At 74.0% G+C, this 16,711-nt stretch carries 16 protein-coding genes; 8 read left to right on the forward strand and 8 right to left on the reverse strand.

Annotation, left to right across the window (positions count from 1 at the left end; translation table 11 throughout):
* Positions 1-14: 14 nt before the first annotated feature.
* Complete coding sequence (locus ACFYPD_RS26090) at positions 15-1,469, forward strand: acyltransferase (RefSeq protein ID WP_387118630.1); 1,455 nt, start codon at positions 15-17, stop codon at positions 1,467-1,469.
* Here ACFYPD_RS26090 and ACFYPD_RS26095 read toward each other — a convergent pair.
* Positions 1,441-2,931, reverse strand: coding sequence for a CoA-acylating methylmalonate-semialdehyde dehydrogenase (locus ACFYPD_RS26095; protein WP_387118634.1), 1,491 nt, complete (start codon positions 2,929-2,931; stop codon positions 1,441-1,443). The two genes, ACFYPD_RS26090 and ACFYPD_RS26095, sit on opposite strands and share 29 nt — an antisense overlap.
* Entirely contained in the window at positions 2,928-4,235 is a 1,308-nt protein-coding gene (locus ACFYPD_RS26100; protein ID WP_387118637.1) for an aspartate aminotransferase family protein, read from the reverse strand. The genes ACFYPD_RS26095 and ACFYPD_RS26100 overlap by 4 nt, the downstream gene beginning before the upstream one ends.
* A gap of 244 nt (positions 4,236-4,479) precedes the next feature.
* Here ACFYPD_RS26100 and ACFYPD_RS26105 point away from each other — a divergent pair, with 244 nt between their 5' ends.
* Positions 4,480-5,379: a glutamate cyclase domain-containing protein gene (locus tag ACFYPD_RS26105; RefSeq protein WP_387118640.1), complete on the forward strand. Its 900-nt coding sequence runs from the start codon at positions 4,480-4,482 to the stop codon at positions 5,377-5,379.
* A gap of 19 nt (positions 5,380-5,398) precedes the next feature.
* On the opposite strand, the gene ACFYPD_RS26110 is transcribed toward ACFYPD_RS26105, so the two are convergent.
* Positions 5,399-6,205 (reverse strand): hypothetical protein, encoded by an 807-nt coding sequence (locus tag ACFYPD_RS26110; protein WP_387118643.1) that lies wholly within the window; start codon positions 6,203-6,205, stop codon positions 5,399-5,401.
* A 7-nt stretch (positions 6,206-6,212) separates the two neighbouring features.
* Entirely contained in the window at positions 6,213-7,070 is an 858-nt protein-coding gene (locus ACFYPD_RS26115) for a hypothetical protein (RefSeq protein ID WP_387118646.1), read from the reverse strand.
* Between the two features lie 103 nt (positions 7,071-7,173).
* Here ACFYPD_RS26115 and ACFYPD_RS26120 point away from each other — a divergent pair, with 103 nt between their 5' ends.
* Positions 7,174-8,151: a hypothetical protein gene (locus ACFYPD_RS26120; protein WP_387118649.1), complete on the forward strand. Its 978-nt coding sequence runs from the start codon at positions 7,174-7,176 to the stop codon at positions 8,149-8,151.
* Positions 8,152-8,211: 60 nt separating this feature from the next.
* Here ACFYPD_RS26120 and ACFYPD_RS26125 read toward each other — a convergent pair whose 3' ends face one another.
* A complete protein-coding gene (locus ACFYPD_RS26125) occupies positions 8,212-8,898 on the reverse strand; it encodes a Tat pathway signal sequence domain protein (RefSeq protein WP_387118652.1) in 687 nt (228 codons plus the stop codon).
* Positions 8,899-9,299: 401 nt separating this feature from the next.
* On the opposite strand from ACFYPD_RS26125, the gene ACFYPD_RS26130 reads away from it, so the two are divergent.
* From ACFYPD_RS26130 to ACFYPD_RS26140, 3 genes are all read left to right on the forward strand, one after another.
* The gene (locus ACFYPD_RS26130) at positions 9,300-10,064 is read left to right on the forward strand and encodes a TetR/AcrR family transcriptional regulator (RefSeq protein WP_387118655.1); all 765 of its coding nucleotides are present in this window, start codon (positions 9,300-9,302) and stop codon (positions 10,062-10,064) included.
* Between the two features lie 203 nt (positions 10,065-10,267).
* The gene (locus ACFYPD_RS26135) at positions 10,268-10,897 is read left to right on the forward strand and encodes a DUF6230 family protein (protein ID WP_387118658.1); all 630 of its coding nucleotides are present in this window, start codon (positions 10,268-10,270) and stop codon (positions 10,895-10,897) included.
* 1 nt (position 10,898) lies between these two features.
* The gene (locus ACFYPD_RS26140; protein ID WP_387118660.1) at positions 10,899-11,411 is read left to right on the forward strand and encodes a DUF6114 domain-containing protein; all 513 of its coding nucleotides are present in this window, start codon (positions 10,899-10,901) and stop codon (positions 11,409-11,411) included.
* A gap of 1 nt (position 11,412) precedes the next feature.
* Here ACFYPD_RS26140 and ACFYPD_RS26145 read toward each other — a convergent pair whose 3' ends face one another.
* Both ACFYPD_RS26145 and murD read right to left on the reverse strand, forming a co-directional pair.
* The gene (locus ACFYPD_RS26145; protein WP_387118663.1) at positions 11,413-11,778 is read right to left on the reverse strand and encodes a hypothetical protein; all 366 of its coding nucleotides are present in this window, start codon (positions 11,776-11,778) and stop codon (positions 11,413-11,415) included.
* Between the two features lie 54 nt (positions 11,779-11,832).
* Positions 11,833-13,179: a UDP-N-acetylmuramoyl-L-alanine--D-glutamate ligase gene (murD, locus tag ACFYPD_RS26150; protein WP_387118666.1), complete on the reverse strand. Its 1,347-nt coding sequence runs from the start codon at positions 13,177-13,179 to the stop codon at positions 11,833-11,835.
* Positions 13,180-13,381: 202 nt separating this feature from the next.
* Here murD and ACFYPD_RS26155 point away from each other — a divergent pair, with 202 nt between their 5' ends.
* Both ACFYPD_RS26155 and ACFYPD_RS26160 read left to right on the forward strand, forming a co-directional pair.
* Positions 13,382-14,854 carry an RNA-guided endonuclease InsQ/TnpB family protein gene (locus ACFYPD_RS26155; RefSeq protein ID WP_387118669.1) on the forward strand — a complete coding sequence of 491 codons (1,473 nt, stop codon included), beginning with the start codon at positions 13,382-13,384 and terminating at the stop codon, positions 14,852-14,854.
* 20 nt (positions 14,855-14,874) lie between these two features.
* Entirely contained in the window at positions 14,875-16,224 is a 1,350-nt protein-coding gene (locus ACFYPD_RS26160) for a hypothetical protein (RefSeq protein WP_387118672.1), read from the forward strand.
* An 11-nt stretch (positions 16,225-16,235) separates the two neighbouring features.
* Here the strand turns inward: ACFYPD_RS26160 and ACFYPD_RS26165 are convergent, their stop codons facing one another.
* The gene (locus ACFYPD_RS26165) at positions 16,236-16,673 is read right to left on the reverse strand and encodes a PucR family transcriptional regulator (protein WP_387118774.1); all 438 of its coding nucleotides are present in this window, start codon (positions 16,671-16,673) and stop codon (positions 16,236-16,238) included.
* Positions 16,674-16,711 lie beyond the last annotated feature (38 nt).

The following is a 16,711-nucleotide window of genomic DNA, read 5'->3' on the forward strand; positions in this document are numbered from 1 at the left end:
CATAGCCTGAGGCCATGCGCCGCCTGCGGCAGCTCGCCGACCGCACGCCGGCCACTCGGGAGCGCTACGTCGACCTGCTCCGGGCGCTCGCCATCACCATGGTCGTGCTCGGCCACTGGGGTGTGACCGTCATCGGGTACGACCGGGCCGGCCGCCCCAGCGGCCACTCCGCCCTCGGTGACCTGCCCTGGGCCTGGCCGCTGACCTGGGTGGCCCAGGTGATGCCGGTGTTCTTCCTGGTCGGCGGCTACGCCAACGCCGCCTCGCTGGCCGCCCGCCGGCGCCGGATGCGACAACTCCAGCTCGGCGCGTCCGGCGCCGCGCCGCGACCTGGAGCCGTCTGCGGCACCGCCACCGGGTGGCTGATCGACCGCAGCGCCCGGCTGGTCCGCCCGACCACCGCGCTGCTGGTGGTGCTGGCGGCCGGCGCCGCGGTGGCCACGCTGCGCGGCGCTGACCCGACGCAGGTCCGCACCGTCGTCTGGTTCGCCACCATCCCGCTGTGGTTCCTGGTGGCCTACCTCGTGGTGGTGCCGCTGACCCCGCCCATGTACGCGCTGCACCGCCGCTTCGGGCTCGCCGTACCCGTTGTGCTGGTCGGTCTGGTGGCGCTCGGCGATCTGGGCCGGATCTGGGGCCCGCCGGGGCTGGCGACGGGCAACTACCTGTTCGGCTGGCTGGCCGTCCACCAGCTCGGCTTCGCCTGGTGCGACAGCCGCACCCAGGGGCGCTCCGGCGACGAGTCGGCCGTGCCGGCGGACGCCGAGCCGCGCGGCCTGCGGCGGCGTCGGCTGCCGCTCTCCCGCACCGCCGGGACCGCCCTGCTCACCGGCGGGCTGGTCGCGCTCGTCCTGCTGACGGTGGTCGGGCCGTACCCGGTGGCGATGTTGAACGTGCCCGGCGAGCGCCTGAACAACACGGCGCCGCCGAGCCTCGCCCTGCTGGCCGTGGCCACCGCCCAGCTCGGGCTGATCCTGCTGCTGCGGGAGCCGGCCGGACGCTGGCTGCGCCGACGCGGCCCCTGGCAGGCGGTGATCGCGGTCAACGCCGTGGTGCTCACCGTCTTCCTCTGGCACCTGACCGCCGCGGTGCTGCTGGTCGGGCTGCTCGACGCGCTCGGTGCGCTGCCCACTCCCCCGGTCGGCTCGGCGGCCTGGTGGGGCTGGCGGATCCCCTGGCTGCTCGCCCTCGCCGTGGTGCTGGCCGCGCTGGTCGCCGTGTTCGGCGCGATCGAGGCCCGCACCCGCCGCCCGCCCGAGACCGGCCCGGCCCGCGAGGGCGCCCGCCGGCTCCGCACCGCGCTGGCCGTCCTCGGGTACGCCGGGCTCGTCGCCGGACTGCTCCTCAACAGCCTCACCCCCAAGACCGCGCCGGAGCCGCTGGGGCTGCCCGCCCCGGCGCTGGTGGCGTACCTGGCCGGGGCGGGGGTGCTGCGGCTGCTCAGGTCTGGGTGGGGAAGCCGAGGTTGACCCCGCCGTGGCGCGGGTCGAGCCAGCGGCTGGTGACCACCTTGCCCCGGGTGAAGAAGGCGACGCCGTCGGCGCCGTGCGCGTGCAGGTCGCCGAAGAGGGAGGACTTCCAGCCACCGAAGGAGTAGTAGGCCATCGGCACCGGAATCGGCACGTTGACGCCGACCATGCCGACCTCCACCTCGTGCTGGTAGCGCCGGGCGGCCCCGCCGTCGTTGGTGAAGATCGCCGTGCCGTTGCCGTACGGGTTGGCGTTGACCAGCTCCACCGCCTCGTCGTACGAGCCGACCCGGACCACGCTGAGCACCGGGCCGAAGATCTCGTCGGTGTAGATCGACATCTCCGGGGTGACGTGGTCGAAGAGGGTCGGGCCGAGCCAGAACCCGTCGGCGTCCCCGTCCGGGGCGACCTCGCGCCCGTCCACCACCGGCACCGCGCCGGCCGCGATGCCGGACTCCACGTAGGAGCGGACCCGCTCGGCGTGCGCGGCGGTGACCAGTGGGCCCATGTCGCAGCCGCGCCGGCCGTCCCCGGTGCGCAGCCGGCCCATCCGCTCGGCGATGCGGGCGACCAGGGCGTCGGCCACCGGCTCGACCGCGACCAGCGCGGAGATCGCCATGCACCGCTCCCCCGCCGAGCCGAACCCGGCGTTGACCGCCGCGTCGGCGGCCAGGTCCAGGTCCGCGTCCGGAAGCACCACCATGTGGTTCTTCGCCCCGCCGAGCGCCTGCACCCGCTTGCCGGCCAGCGAGCCGCGCTGGTGCACGTACCGGGCCACCGGGGTGGAGCCGACGAACGACACCGCCTTGACGCCGGGGTGGTCGAGCAGCGCGTCGACCGCCTCCTTGTCGCCGTTGACCACGTTCAGCACGCCGTCCGGCAGCCCGGCCTCGGTGAACCACTCGGCCAGCAGCAGCGCCGCGCTCGGGTCCTTCTCGCTGGGCTTGAGCACCACGGCGTTGCCGCAGGCGATGGCGACCGGGACGAACCAGAGCGGCACCATCACCGGGAAGTTGAACGGGGAGATCACCGCCACCACGCCCAGCGGCTGCCGCAGGCTGTACGAGTCGACCTCGGTGGAGACGTTCTCGCTGAAGCCGCCGCGCAGCGCCGAGGGGATGCCGCAGGCGTACTCGATCACCTCCAGGCCGCGCTGCACCTCGCCGGCGGCGTCCGCGAGCACCTTGCCGTGCTCGGCGGTGATCACCGCGGCGAGCCGGTCGCGCCGGGCGTTGACCAGCTCGCGGAAGGCGAACATGACCGCGGTCCGCTTGGCCAGCGAGGCATCCCGCCAGGACCGGGCGGCCCGTTCGGCGGCCTCGACCGCGCCCGCCACGTCGGCGGCGGAGGCCAGCGCCACCTGCCCGGTACGCCGCCCGGTGGCCGGGTCGAAGACGTCTCCGCGCCGCCCCGAGTCCCCGCTGACCCGCTTCCCGTCGACGAAGTGCCCGATCGTGGTCATGCGGCGATCTCCTGGGCGACGGACGAGCGGATGGCCTCGACCAGGATGGCCAGGCCCTCGCGGGCCTCGTCCTCGGTGAGGGTCAGCGGCGGGCCCATCCGCACCACGTTGCCGTGCAGGCCGCCCTTGCCGACGAGCAGGCCGCCCTCCCGGCAGGCCTCAAAGACCCGGGTGGTGAGCGCCGGATCCGGCTCGGTGGTACCCGGCCGGACGAACTCGACGCCGAGCATGAGGCCCTTGCCGCGAACCTCGGCGACGGCGTCGAGGCCGGCGGTGGCGGCCCGCAGGCCGTCGCCGAGAATCGCGCCGACCCGCGCCGCGTTGGCCTGGAGGTCGTGGTCGAGCAGGTAGTCGAGGACCGCGTTGCCGGCCGCCGTGGAGACCGGGTTGCCGCCGAACGTGGAGAAGCTGATCGCCGGCACCGACTCCAGCACGTCGGCCCGGCCGACCACACCGGCCAGGGCGAAGCCGTTGCCGATGCCCTTGGCGAAGGTGAGCAGGTCCGGGGTGACGCCGTGCGCCTGGTAGCCCCAGAAGTGCTCGCCGGTGCGGCCCCAGCCGGTCTGCACCTCGTCAGAGACGAGCAGGATGCCGTGCTCGTCGAGCACCTTCTTCCAGGCGGCGAGGAGCCCGTCCGGGCCGTGCACGAAGCCGCCGACGCCCTGGATCGGCTCGGCGATGAGGCAGGCCACGTCGCCGGCGGTCTGGGTGGCGAGCACCTCGCGCAGGTCCTCCACCGCGGCGTCGATCCGGTCGCCCTCGTCGAGCCGGGCCAGCAGGCCGCGCAGCCGCTCGCCGGAGTGCAGCCAGGCCACCTGGAGCGGGTTGAGCGCGCTGGCCGACCAGCCCCGGTTGCCGGTGACGCCCATGGCCGCGTACGACCGGCCGTGGTAGCTGTTGCGCACCGCGAGGATCTGGTGCGAGCGGCGGTAGTTGGTGGCGACCAGCAGGGCGGCCTCGTTGGCCTCGGTGCCGGAGTTGGTGAAGAAGACCCGGGCGTCGGGGATGCCGGAGACCCGGGCGACCTTCTCGGCCAGCTCGACCTGCTGCCGGATCAGGTAGAGCGTCGAGCTGTGCACGATGCCGGTGCGCACCTGCCGTTCGACCGCCTCCCGGATCTCCGGGATGTCGTAGCCGATCATGTTGGTCAGCACGCCGCCGAAGAAGTCCAGGTAGGTGCGGCCGGCCGCGTCCGTCACCCGGCGGCCGGAGCCGGAGACCAGCTCCAGCGGTTCGGCGTAGTAGAGCGGCATCCAGGACGGGAGCACGGCCCGGTGCCGGGCCAGCAGGTCGTCGGAGGTCATCGGCGCACCCTTCAGCGGCGGTTGGTCCCCGCACGCTCTCACCACGCGGAGGCAGGGACAACTGTCACTGTGTAGCGCAGCGGGGCCGCTTGCCTGACACCACGTCAACCAGCCGCCTGCGGTTTCCGGGGCGAGAAACGACCGTCACCCACCGTTCCGCTGGTCAGCGACCTGTGCCGCCACTGGATCCGCAGCAGTGGACCCGGCCGCCTACCCTGGGCCCGTCGCCGGCGGAGGGAGCGTCATGCGGGTCGAGGACACCGTCGCCGAGCTGGCCCGGGTCGCCGCCCGGGAGGTGGGCCGGGGCAGCGAGGCGCTCGCCGTGCCGACGGCCGGGGGCCTGCTCACCGCCGCCCGGTCGCTCGCCGGCCCGCCCGCGCCGGACGCCGCCGTGCTGACCGGGTTCTTCATCCCCGGCGCCGACCCGCCCGCCGCCGAGACCGACGGCCCGATCGGCGCGGTGCAGCTCGCCGCCGCGCTGCGCGCCCTCGGCGGGCAGGCCCGGCTGGTCACCGACGCGCCGTGCGCGCCGGTGGTCGAGGCCGCGATCGCCGCCGGGGCCCCGGACGTCCCGCTCGACGTGGCCCCGGTGCGGGGGTACGCGGACTGGGCCGCGACCATGCTGCCCCGGTACGCGCGGCTGTCGCACGTGATCGCCTGCGAGCGGGTCGGCCCGGGCGTCGACGGCCGGCCCCGCAACATGCGCGGCGAGGACATCGGCGGGCACAGCGCCCCGCTCGACCTGCTCTTCACGGCCGGGCCCGCCTTCCGGATCGGCATCGGCGACGGCGGCAACGAACTGGGCATGGGCCTGCTGCCGGCAGAGCTGGTGGCCCGGGTGGTCGACCGGGGCGAGCGGATCCGCTGCGTGGTCGGCTGCGAGACGCTGCTGGTCGGCGGCACCTCCAACTGGGCGGCCGCCGCGCTGGTCGGCGCGCTGGCGGTGCTGCGCCCCGACGTGCCCGTCCTGCGCGACCTGCTCCGCCCCGAGTGGTCCGCCGAGGTGCTGACCGCGATCGTCGCGCAAGCCGGCGCCGTGGACGGCGTACGCCGGCGGGCGACCCCGAGCGTGGACGGCCTGGACTGGCCGGCGTACGCCGAGCCGCTGGCGCGGATCGCGGAGCTGGTGGCGGCCGCGGCCTGAACCGCGGCGGACCCGCGGGTCAGGTGGCGGCGGGGCGCTCGGGGCCGGGCAGCGGCCGGCGGCCCGGACGCGGCTCGGCGCGGTCCGGCCCGGCGGGCGCGGCGGCCGGCCGGGCGGGACGGCGGCGGGGCAGGTGCAGGGCGGCGGAGACCAGCGCGAAGGCGGCCCAGCCGGCGGCCAGGGCGAGGGCCGGCGAGGTGACCTGAAGGTAGTGGTAACCGGCGAGGAAGCCGATCAGGGCCAGGCTGTTGCGGGCGAAGTGCCGGCTGAACTCGGCGAGCTGGCGGCGGGCCTCGACGGCGACCAGCACCCCGGAGTAGGGGAAGGTGACCACCATGCCGCGCAGCAGCGCGCCGAGCAGCCCGGTGAGCAGCGCGCCGACGAAGATCAACAGCAGCTTGAGCGGCGCGGCGAGAGCGTCCCGCCGGACGTCCGCCGGTTCCGGGGGCGGCGCGACGGCGGCCCGGCGGCGCAGCAGCACCATGGTCAGCGCCCAGAGCGACACGGTGCCGGCCAGCGCCGCCTCGAATGGCACCGGCACCGCCAGCACACCGGCGCTGAGCGCCACGTAGACCGCGACGCCGGCCAGGTCGGCCAGGAGGATCGGCCAGCGCAGCCGCTGGTGGGTGAGCGCCACCGTGACGAAGAAGAGATTGAGGCCGACCACGCCGAGCAGCTGCGCCCCGTCCACCCGGTGCCCGGTGGTGACCAGGGCCAGGGTCATCGGCAGCGGCAGGCTGTAGACGAACGCGCGCACCCGGACCGAACGGATCACGCTGACCGCCCAGACCACGGCGGTCACCAGCAGCACCGCACTCCACGTCATGGGTGCCTCAGTCCTGGAAGGTGGCGATGTCGGCGCAGAGCCGGAAGGCCCGGGTCAGCCGCTCCACGTCGGCCGGGTGGACGGAGAACTCGTTCTCGCTGATCTCGCCGTGCGCGGTCATCTTCGCCTCCCAGCAGCTCGACCCGTCCCAGACCGCCAGGTTGATGTGCAGGTGCGGGCTGACCGCGCCGAGCGGCAGCAGGCCCACCCGCACGCCGGCCCGTCGTTGCGTCTCCACCAGCTCGGACAGCTCGGGGCTGAGGGTGGCGTAGGTGAAGATCCGGGTGATCCGTACGCCCAGGGCGAGGGCGGCCAGGTTGGCCTCCCAGTAGCGGCGGCCGACGTCCCCGCGCCACCAGCTCAGCTCACCGCTGACCCGGGGCATCACGTTGGTCAGCCCGACCAGCTCCCGGGTGCAGTCGCGGGTGGCGCCGATCAGATCCTCGTCGTCGTCGCCGGGCCGGATGATCCGGCCCGCGGCCAACTGCTCCGCCTCCCGGCGGAACTCCTCGAAGCGGCGCTGCGCCTCGGCCGCCACCCGGGTCCCGGCGTGCCGCTCGGCCGCCTCGCGCAGCGCGCCGGCGAGCTGCGGGGTGGCGCGGACCAGCCAGGGCGGCCCGTCCAGCAGCGTGCGCAGGTGGAACCGGCGCTCCGCCCGGGCCAGCGAGTCGAGGACCAGCGAGATGGTGATGCCCATCAGCCCGGCGAGCAGCGACTCGACCCCGGTGGCCGCGTTGGTCAGGTCGAGCATCACGGACAGCAGGATCGAGAGCGTGATGCCGACCAGGGCCACCGGGTCGGTGTGCGCGACCAGCCGCACCAGGTTCTCCGCCGAGCCGCTCCGGCCCCGCGCCCGTCGCCGCATCGCCTCACCCGCCATCGGCCACCCCCGATCACTCGTGCGCTCAGGGTAGCCACGATCCACAACGGCCGGTCGGCAGCCGTCCGCCGCCGGTAGCATCCGCCGGGTGCGGACGACGGAGGTGGCGCTGCCGGCCGGCGCGGCGGGGACGACCCGGGCGGAACTCGAGGCGGGGATCCGGGCCTGGGTGGACTCGCCGCCGATGCGGGCCCTGGTGGGGCACTTCGGCGGCGACTGGCCGGCCGGTGACCTGAGCGCGGTGCTGGCCGGGCTGGACGGCTTCTCCGCCCGGCACTGGGACTTCCGCGACGGGCGGGAACGCCCGGATGCCCGGGAGCCGGCGTTCGACCCGGCCACGGTCGGGCTGGTGCACGATGCGGCGGCGGCGCTGGGCCTGGTCCGGTCCCTCCCACCCACCCTGCCCCGCTACGCGCACCTGCTGGTCCTCGGCGGCCTGGCGCACGCCTGCCTGCGGCGCACCGCGTACGCCGCGCACCTGGCCCGGACGGGCGCCGGGGTGACCGGCGAGGTGGCGGTGCTGGGCAGCTTCCGGGCCCTCTCCCCGGTCGAGTCCCGGCTGCTCGCCGACGTCGGGGTGCACGGCTGCGCCACGGAGGTCGACGCCCTGGACGCCGGGGTGCGCCTGGCGTTCGGGGTGGATGCGCCGAGCGAGGAGATCGGCGAGACCGCGGACCACCCGCACCGGGCCTGGTCCTCGCGCACCTACCGGCCGGCCGGGCTGCCCCCGGTCCGGGTGCTCGCCGCGCCCTCCGGCGAGCCGGATCGCCGCCGGGCGCACACCGCCGACACCCAGCGGTTCTGGGCGGAGCACGTCCGGCTGCGCCTCGGCGATCCGGTGCTCATGGTGACCGCCCCGATCTATGTGCCGTTCCAGCACTGCGACGCGCTGCGCACCCTCGCCGTGCCCTTCGGCTGCGGGATCGACACGGTCGGGGTGGACCCGGCGCTGGCCGTCCCGGTCCCGGTGCCGGAGCTCACCCTCACGGCGGGGCGTTACCTCCAGGAGATCCGCTCGGCGGTCCGGTCGATGCGTGCCCTGCACACGGCGCTGGTGGCCGGCTGACCGGCGCACGGCGGGGCCGGTGCCCGGCGAACCACCGTGCACCGGCCCGTGGACGGGTGGTCAGTTGACGTAGACCGCCGGACTGCCGGTCCTGCTGGTGTCCCGCACCGGCGAGTACGTCGCGGAGAAGTACGCGGTGCCGAAGCAGAGGCTGGGCCCGGAGGACTTGGTCAGCACCTGGTTGGTGAAGGTGATCGAGTTGGTGGCGTTGGCCGCCGTGCCGGTGAGGCTGTTGGTGCCGGTCCGGTAGACGCAGGTGATCGGGCCGAGCAGGCTGTTCAGCACCACCGTGCTCTGGATCGGCGCGGTCGCCGTGCCGGAGATGGTGACCACGCCGCCGCTGGTGACCGACGTGGCGTACGGCAGGTTGTTGACGGTCACGCTCTGCACCCCGGTGGTGCCGAACACGTTGGTGGTGCAGCTGGTGAAGCTCTGCGCGGTGAGGCTCTCCGTGGCGGTGCCCGGGGCGGTCGGGTTGCCCAGCACCTTGGCGCTGAAGCTGGACGCGGCGCACCGCACGCCGGTGGTGCCGGTGGCCGAGGAGTAGAAGGTGGCGTTGGTACCGGTCTTCAGGCTGGCCTGGATGACGTCGTTGACGGCGACGGCGGTGCCGGCGGGGGTCGGGTAGGTGAGCACGGCGCTGGCGAGCGACGACGACGGGTCGGCCGCGGCGGGGGCGGCGCCGACGAGGCCGCTCAGCAGCGCCAGGGCGGCGAGGCCCGCGCCGATTCGTCCGTAGCTGGGCATGGTTCTTCCTTCCGGCGGTGGGACGGGGACGGTCGGACCGCACAGGCGGTCCCCCGCCCGGCGGGGACGGCCGGGCGGTGAGCGCGGCCGTCCGGGCTGGACGGACGCGGTGGAGGGGCGCCGGGCGGCCGGTCGAGGGCCGCCGGGCGGTGGCGGAGCTGCCGCGACGTCAGCGGCCGGGTCGGGGTGGCGCACTGCGGCGGAGCCGCGTCACCTGCGCCTTTCCGGTCTTGGGAGGGCACGCGCGCTCGGTGATAATGGCAGCCATCGAGCCCTCCTTCGACGAGCCAGGGGTGACCATCCGGGGAGATCACCAACGGTGACGGGGCGCCAACTCAGGGTGCAGATAGTTGTAAACCCCGGAGGGTCGTAAAGTCAATGCATTCAGGGAGGTCGATAAGTTGACCACGCAGCGCCGCCCGCAACCGGCGCCGGTCCCACTGCCCGGCGCGCGCCCCGGCCGCGACCCGGACCGCGCCATCAAGCGCGGCCCACGCCGGGTCTCCGCCGAGGTGGTGGCGGCCACCCAGCGCGACCGCCTCTTCGACGGGCTGGTGCAGGAGGTGGCGACGAGGGGCTACGACAACGCCCGCGTCAGCGACATCTGCCACGCCGCCGGGGTGACCCGGCCGGCCTTCTACGCCCTCTTCACCGGCAAGGAAGACGCGTTCCTGGCCGCCTACCGGCACGGCATCGCGGTGGTGTCGCAGCTGATGGAGAGCGCCTACCGCGAGGCGGGACCGGCCTGGCCGGACGCCGCCCGCGCCGCGCTGCGCACCCTCCTGGAGGTGCTCGCCAGCGTGCCGGCGTTCGCCCGGATGGCGCTGGTCGAGGTGGACGCCGCCGGCCCGGACGCCCGCCGGGAGCGGGACGCGCTGCTGGGCAGCTTCCGCCGGTTCTTCGCCGACGCCGGCCCCGGGCCGGTCGCCGCCGGTGTGGACCGGGACGCGCTGGTGTCCACGGTGGTCGGCGGCATCCACGCGACCATCCGCGCCCGGGTCGCGCAGGGCCGTGCGGAGGACCTGCCCCTGCTGCTGCCGGTGCTCACCTACGCGGCCACCGCCCCGTTCCTCGGCGCCGACGGCGCGGCCCGGGCCACCCGGCCGGTATGCCCGGACGACGGTCCCAGCACGGCCGCCCCGTGCGCGCCCACCGTCCACTCCTGACCATCAGCACTGTCGGAAACCGCTGCGGTTTTTCACTTTGGCCGCAATTCGCACATGCCGACCAACTGGCTGCTACACGCTGTTGACCCGCCCTTTACCCAGCGGTAACTTCGGGCTGCGCCCCCGGCGCGAGAAAATCTGCAAACCAATTCGAATCGCATCCCGCATCGTCGTCGATGAATTGATCTCGAAAAGGAGCCGCCATGTCGGAGCAGATCGCACCGCACGAGCCCGAGCCGCCGCGCAGCGGCGTGCGCTGGCGCCGCTTCGCCGTCACGATGGGCACCGTCGCGGTCGGCGCGGCCGGCATGGTCGTGCTGACCGCGCAGGGCGTGCTCGGCGCGCAGTTCGCCATCTCGGGCATGCCGTTCACCGTGACCGCCGACAAGCTCACCGGCACCGGGTTCGAGCAGTTCGCCACGCTCGACCAGATGATTCCGGACAGCCCCAACCAGGGTGACACCGGCGGGCAGGTCGTCGTGATCGTCTCGGCGATCGACAAGGCCGAGCTGAGCAACCTCTGCCAGAGCATCAGCCTGGGCGGCATCAACCTGCGGATCACCGCCGGCGGCGCCGGCAAGCCGGTCACCGCCCGGACGCTGGTGGTCGACGGCGACGAGGTCGCCGGCGACGCGTCGTTCAAGAACATCAACGTCGGGCAGGACGCCAGCACCGTCGACCAGGTGCCCGGCGTCCGCGGCAACCCCGGCGTCTTCGCTCAGCAGGCCGACACGGTGACCATCACCAACCTGCGGCAGAACAACTACGCCACCACGGCCGCCGTCTTCACCCTGCCCAACCTGCACATGGCGTTCAGCTCCGACGGGTGCTGACATGACCGCCGGAAGACACGAGGCGGCGCCGGCCGTCCGCCGCTCCGGCGGGCGCTGGCGCCGCTGGCGGCGGGGCCGCCCGTTCACCGCCGGGGTGCTGGTCGCGCTCGGCGGCGCGGAGATGCTCGTGACGCTGCGCGCCCCGCTCGGCGTGCTGCTGCACGTCGGGCCGCAGGGGCTGGCGGCGTACCTGGTGCCGGTCGTCCTGGTGCTCTGCGGGGTGCTGCTGATCGCCACGCCGCAGCAACGGGTCTTCTACGCGCTGGTCACCCTGGTGCTCGGGCTGGTCTCCTGGCTGACCTCGAACCTGGGCGGCTTCCTGGTCGGGATGCTGCTGGCCCTGGTCGGCGGGGCGCTCGCCTTCGCCTGGACCCCGGCCAAGCAGCCCCGGGCCGCACGGTCGGCGCCGACGCCGCCGGCACCCCGTCACGAGGAGACACCGGCGCAGACCGAGCCGGCGCAGGCGGAGGCCCGGGTGGGCACGCCGGAGGCGGCACCGGGCGACCGGCGCTGAGTCAGCGGAAGCGGGCCCGGGCGATCGCCCGGGAAACCTCCGCCGGCTCCTCCACCTCCAGGACGAGCCGGTCGTACCGCTGCCCCTCCAACTCCACCAGCAGCACCTCGTCGGCGCGGTGCACGCACCAGAACGACCGCCCGGTGGACCGGGAGACGTAGCTGCCCGCCATGATCAGGTCGGGCCAGAAGGTGCCCGGCAACCGCCAGCCGGAACCCCGGGCGTACGCCTGGGCGCGGGAGACCGGGCGGACCGAGGTGACCGCGTCGGTGGGCACCTCGACCCCCGCCGCGAGCGCCCAGAGCCGGTCCGCCCCGGTGAGCCGGACCACCAGCCGCTCCGGGTCCACGTCCACCATCACCGCCACGGTCAGGACGTTAGTCCGGCGGACCCGGTGCCGACCACTGCCGACCGGCCCGACTCAGCGGGCGGTGTCGGCGACCGCCTGCGCGAAGACCTCGGAGCGGTGCTCGAAGTTGCGGAACCGGCCGTAGCTCGGCGCGGCCGGGGAAAGCAGCACCACCCCGCCGGCCGGGGTGAGCTTGCGGGCCAGCCCCACGGCGGCGACCAGGTCCTCGGCGATCTCGGTCCGCACCGCGGGCAGCCCCGCCAGGGCCTCGACGATCCGGGGGCCGCTGTCCGGGATGCCGATCACGGTGATGTCCCGCTCGGCCAGGTGGTCGCGGAGCGGGGTGTAGTCCAGCCCCCGGTCCGTCCCGCCGACGATGACGGTCAGCGGCCGCCCCTCGTACGCGTCGATCGCGTGCATGGCCGCGTACGGGCTGGTGGCCAGGGTGTCGTCGACGAAGGTGAGCCCGGACGGGTCGGGGATCTCGGTGAGCCGGTGGGCCAGGCCCTGGAACCCGGCGACCGCGACGGCGAGGTTGTCCTTGCGGGCCGCCACATCGACGCCGAGCGCGTCGAGCACCGCCAGCGCGACGCAGAGGTTGCCCTCGTTGTGCCGGCCGACCAGGGGCAGCACGGCGCGCGGGAAGAGCGGGGTGTCCCGCAGGTGGAACCAGGGGGCGCCGTCCGGGCCGCTGGCCACGTGGGTGGTGTCCGGCGAGCCGGCCCGGACCGCCGCCCGGTCCCCCAGTTCGAGCGCCAGGCGCGGGTCGGCGCCGTTGACCACCACGGTGTGCGGGCCGTGCGCCAGGAGGTTGAGCTTGTCCCGGTAGTACTCCCGCTCGCCGCCGTGCGCGTCGAGGTGCTCGGGGAACAGCGCGGTCACCACGGCCACCCGGGGCGAGTCGGTCAGGTCGGCGCACTGGTAGCTGGAGAGCTCCAGCACGTACAGCTCCGCCTCGGGCAGGTCGAGCAGCGGCACGCCGATGTTGCCGCCGAACACGTTCGGCCGGTCCATCGCGGTGAGCAGGTGGCTGATCAGGCTGGAGGTGGTGCTCTTGCCCTTGCTGCCGGTCACGCCGACGGTCCGCTCCGCGTGGTCGGCCATCCAGAGCGCGCTGCCCTGGGTCACCGGGACGGCCCGCCGGCGCAGCTCCACCATCCACGGGTGGGTGTTCGGCACTCCGGGCGAGCGGACCACGATGTCGGCGGCGGCCAGCCGGGCGAATCCGTCCTCCCCGGTCACCAGCGGCGCGGCCGCGGCGAGCGGGCCCTCCCAGGGCAGGGTGAGAAAGTTCGCGCTGTCGTCGACGGCGACCAGGCCGGCCGGGCCGTGCGCGGCGATCGCGGTGACCGCAGCCCGGCCCTCCCGGCCGGCACCCCAGACGGCGACATGACGTCCGCGCAGATCAGACAGGCGCACAGGCTCTCCTCGTTGACATCCTCCCCCTCATGAAGAATGAGGGCGATTCCAGCCTATACAGGCTGAGGTTCAGGGCCGTTCGAACGGCTGGTGGCCGCTGTCGCCCCTCCGGCACCGGCTGTTCTTCGGGGGCAGGGGATTCCGCCCTGTCCTGCCGCGACGTTAACTGTTGTGTCGTACGTGGCAGGCATGCTGTGGGGCCGTGGGGAGGTTTACCGCGTTCCGGTTCACAGCTGACCCGTCACCGTCGCAGGTGGTGGTGTTAGTCCGTCATACGGGGGCGGCTCGGTTCGCGTTCAACCAGTGCCTGGCTCTGGTGAAGGACGCCCTGGATGCGAAGCATCGGGGCGGGTCGGTGGTGGTACCGTGGTCGGGTTTCGACTTGATCAACGCGTTCAACTCGTGGAAGTGCTCGGCGCAGGCGGGTCGCCACTTCGTGGTCGACTCGGCGGGTTCGGCCGAGATCGTGGCGACGGGGTTGTCGTGGCGGGCGCAGGTGTGTCAGCAGGTGTGTGAGGAAGCCGCTGTCGACTTGGGCCGCGCCCTGACCGCCTGGGCCGACTCCCGATGGGGGAAACGGCCGGGCCGCCGGGTGGGGTTCCCGACATTCAAACGCAAGAGCCGCACCCAGCCGTCGTTCCGGATCCGCTGCAAAACCAAGGCGGGTCGGGCGAGCATCCGGGTGGGGGATCCGACGGCGGGGCCTCGGAGTATCTGTCTGCCGAGGATCGGGGTCCTGAGGGTACGGGAGGACACCCGCCGACTCCGGCGGATGATTCGCACAGGCCGAGCCCACATCCGGTATGCCACCGCCTCCTGCCGGGCCGGCCGATGGACCATCACCGTGACAATGGAGGCGGCGGACCTGCATCCCGCCCGCCAGCACCCGCCCCGCCCCGACGCCGACCGCGGTGGTTGGGTAGGCATCGACCGCGGCCTCACTGCCCTCGTCGTGGCCGCCGACACCACCGGCCGACAGCGGCTGCGCGTCACTGATCCACCGCGCCCGCTGCGGGCCGCCCTGCCCCGGCTACGGCGGCTATCCCGCCAGGTCACCCGCAAACAGCGAGGCTCGCGCAATCGGGCCGAGGCTGTCGCCCGGCTGGCTCGTGCCCACCATCGTGTCGCGAATGTGCGTCGCCACTTTCTGCACAAGGTCGCCAACCGGCTGGTCAAGACCCACGACCGGCTGGCTCTGGAAGACCTGTACACCGCCGGTCTGCTGCGCAACCGGCGTCTGGCCGCCGCCATCTCCGATGCGGGTTGGGCTGAACTGGCCCACATCATCGGCTACAAACAACGTTGGCGGGGTGGGCAGGCCACCCGGGCACCCCGCTGGTACCCGTCCACCAGAATGTGCAGTGCCTGCCGCACCATCGGCCCCGCCCTACCCCTGTCCATACGCATCTTCCGCTGCGACGAGTGCGGGCATACGGCGGACCGGGACGTCAACGCGGCGGTCAACCTCGCCGTCTGGGCCGAGCAACACCATGCCCAGACCCGGGACCCCGAAGCACGAGGCCCGGTCACCAACGCCTCCCGAGGGAACGCTCTGGCCAGCGCCCACGCGCCGGTGCAACCAGCCCTGATGACGGAGGAACCCCACCGCCACGAACACCCGCGACGGCAGGGACGCCCGAGAAGGGCGGTGTCTCATGACCCAACGGACTATTGAGACACGCTGTAGTATGGCGTGTGCCCAACGAGCAGCTCCGGCGGATGGACGCCTTCACCTTCCCGTCCTACTCGATCGACTTCGCCACTGGCGAGGTGTTGTTCGACTACGCCCTGACCGGCCCCGACGGCGAGCAGCGGTTCACCGAGGTGGTCACTCTTCCCCTGCCGGCGGAGCCGGTGTCCGACGAGACGGCGGCCACCCTCGCCCGGGTCCTCGAACTGCTGCACGTGGTCGCCGGGGTCAGCTACTACAAGACTGCCGCGCCGCCCCGGCTGGTGCTGCCGGCGCCGCTGGGCGCGGCCGCCGCCGACCTCGTCACCGCCGTCTACACGAAGGGCCTCGCCGAGTACGCGTACCGCAACCAGCTGCCGCACGTGCTGGAGCTGCGCCCGGAGGTGCCGGCCGGCGAGGTCGCCCCGCCCCGGGTGTACGACGACTCGGACCGCCGGCCGCTGTCGGCCGTCGGCGGTGGCAAGGACTCGATCGTCACGCTGGAGGCGCTGCGCCGGGCGGGCTTCGACCCGGTGCCCTTCTCGGTCAACCCGAACCACGTCATCGTCTCGGTCAACGAGGCGTCCGACCTGGTGCCGCTCGCCGCGCGCCGGCGGATCGACCCGGTGCTGTTCGACCTCAACGCGGCCGGCGCGCGCAACGGGCACATTCCGGTCACCGCGATCAACTCGCTGATCGCGGTCGCCACGGCGGTGCTGCACGGGCTCGGGCCGGTGGTGATGTCCAACGAGCGCTCGGCGTCCGACCCGAACCTGGTGTGGCACGGCCACGAGATCAACCACCAGTGGTCCAAGGGCGTCGAGGCGGAGGGGCTGCTGCGGGCCGCGCTGGCCGAGCACGCCGGGCTCACCGAGCCGTACTTCTCGCTGCTGCGGTCGCTGTCCGAGCTGCACATCGCCCGGCTGTTCGCCGAGACCGACCGCTACGACGCCGTGGTGACCAGCTGCAACGCCGCGTTCAAGCTGCGCGACGCGAGCGAGCGGTGGTGCCGCGACTGCCCGAAGTGCCGGTTCGTCTTCCTGGCCATGGCCCCGTTCATGTCCCGGGAACGGATCACCACGATCTTCGGCGGCGACCTGCTGGCCGACGAGTCGCAGATCCCCGGCTACCGGGAGCTGCTGGGCGTCGACGGGCACAAGCCGTTCGAGTGCGTCGGCGAGGTGGAGGAGTCGGTGGTCGCGTTGAGCCTGCTCGCCGAGCAGGAGCAGTGGCGCGACGCCCCGGTGGTCCGCGCCCTGGTCGACGCGGTGCCCCCCACGGCCTGGTCGACGGCCGCCACCTCGGACGTCTTCACCCCCGGCGGCCCCACCTACGTCCCGGCCCCCTACGCCAAGGCCCTGACCGCCCTGACCTGAGCCCTGCGCCGTCAGGGGGTGCGGACGGCGTCCAGGGCGAGGAGGGCTACGTGCAGCGAGAGGCACTGCTCCACCGAGTCGAGGTCGACCTCGAGGATGCGGCCGATGCGGGCCAGCCGCTCGTAGAAGGCCGGCCGGGACAGGTGCGCGGCGGCGGCCGCCGCGGACTTGTTGCGGCCCTGTTCCAGGTACGCCCGGAGGGTGCCGAGCAGTTGCTCCCTTGGGTGCTGGGCGTCGTACGCCAGCAGCCCGCCCAGTTCGCGCTCGACGAAGGTCTGCAACCGCGGCTCGTCCCGGAGCAGGTGCAGCAGGCCGGCCAGCCCCACGTGCGGCAGCCGGAAGTAGGGCAGGTCGCGCCGGTCCCGGCGGGCCGCCTCGGCGAGCTGCCGGGCCTCCACCAGCGAGCGGCGGGCCTCCCGCAGGCTGCCCACCCCGGAACCGGCCGCCACGATCAACGCCGGACCGGCCGGGCGCGGGCGGGACGCGG

The sequence above is a fragment of the Micromonospora sp. NPDC005299 genome (assembly GCF_042872345.1).
In the GTDB taxonomy this organism is placed as follows: Bacteria; Actinomycetota; Actinomycetes; order Mycobacteriales; family Micromonosporaceae; genus Micromonospora.

Bases quoted from the DNA above. Each gene is read 5' to 3' on its own strand.
- ACFYPD_RS26135 (WP_387118658.1), top strand. From the start codon at position 10,268: ATGTCGGAGCAGATCGCACCGCACGAGCCCGAGCCGCCGCGCAGCGGC.
- ACFYPD_RS26115 (WP_387118646.1), bottom strand. From the start codon at position 7,070: ATGCGGCGACGGGCGCGGGGCCGGAGCGGCTCGGCGGAGAACCTGGTG.
- ACFYPD_RS26095 (WP_387118634.1), bottom strand. From the start codon at position 2,931: ATGACCACGATCGGGCACTTCGTCGACGGGAAGCGGGTCAGCGGGGAC.
- ACFYPD_RS26110 (WP_387118643.1), bottom strand. From the start codon at position 6,205: ATGACGTGGAGTGCGGTGCTGCTGGTGACCGCCGTGGTCTGGGCGGTC.
- ACFYPD_RS26100 (WP_387118637.1), bottom strand. From the start codon at position 4,235: ATGACCTCCGACGACCTGCTGGCCCGGCACCGGGCCGTGCTCCCGTCC.
- ACFYPD_RS26090 (WP_387118630.1), top strand. From the start codon at position 15: ATGCGCCGCCTGCGGCAGCTCGCCGACCGCACGCCGGCCACTCGGGAG.
- ACFYPD_RS26105 (WP_387118640.1), top strand. From the start codon at position 4,480: ATGCGGGTCGAGGACACCGTCGCCGAGCTGGCCCGGGTCGCCGCCCGG.
- ACFYPD_RS26140 (WP_387118660.1), top strand. From the start codon at position 10,899: ATGACCGCCGGAAGACACGAGGCGGCGCCGGCCGTCCGCCGCTCCGGC.
- ACFYPD_RS26125 (WP_387118652.1), bottom strand. From the start codon at position 8,898: ATGCCCAGCTACGGACGAATCGGCGCGGGCCTCGCCGCCCTGGCGCTG.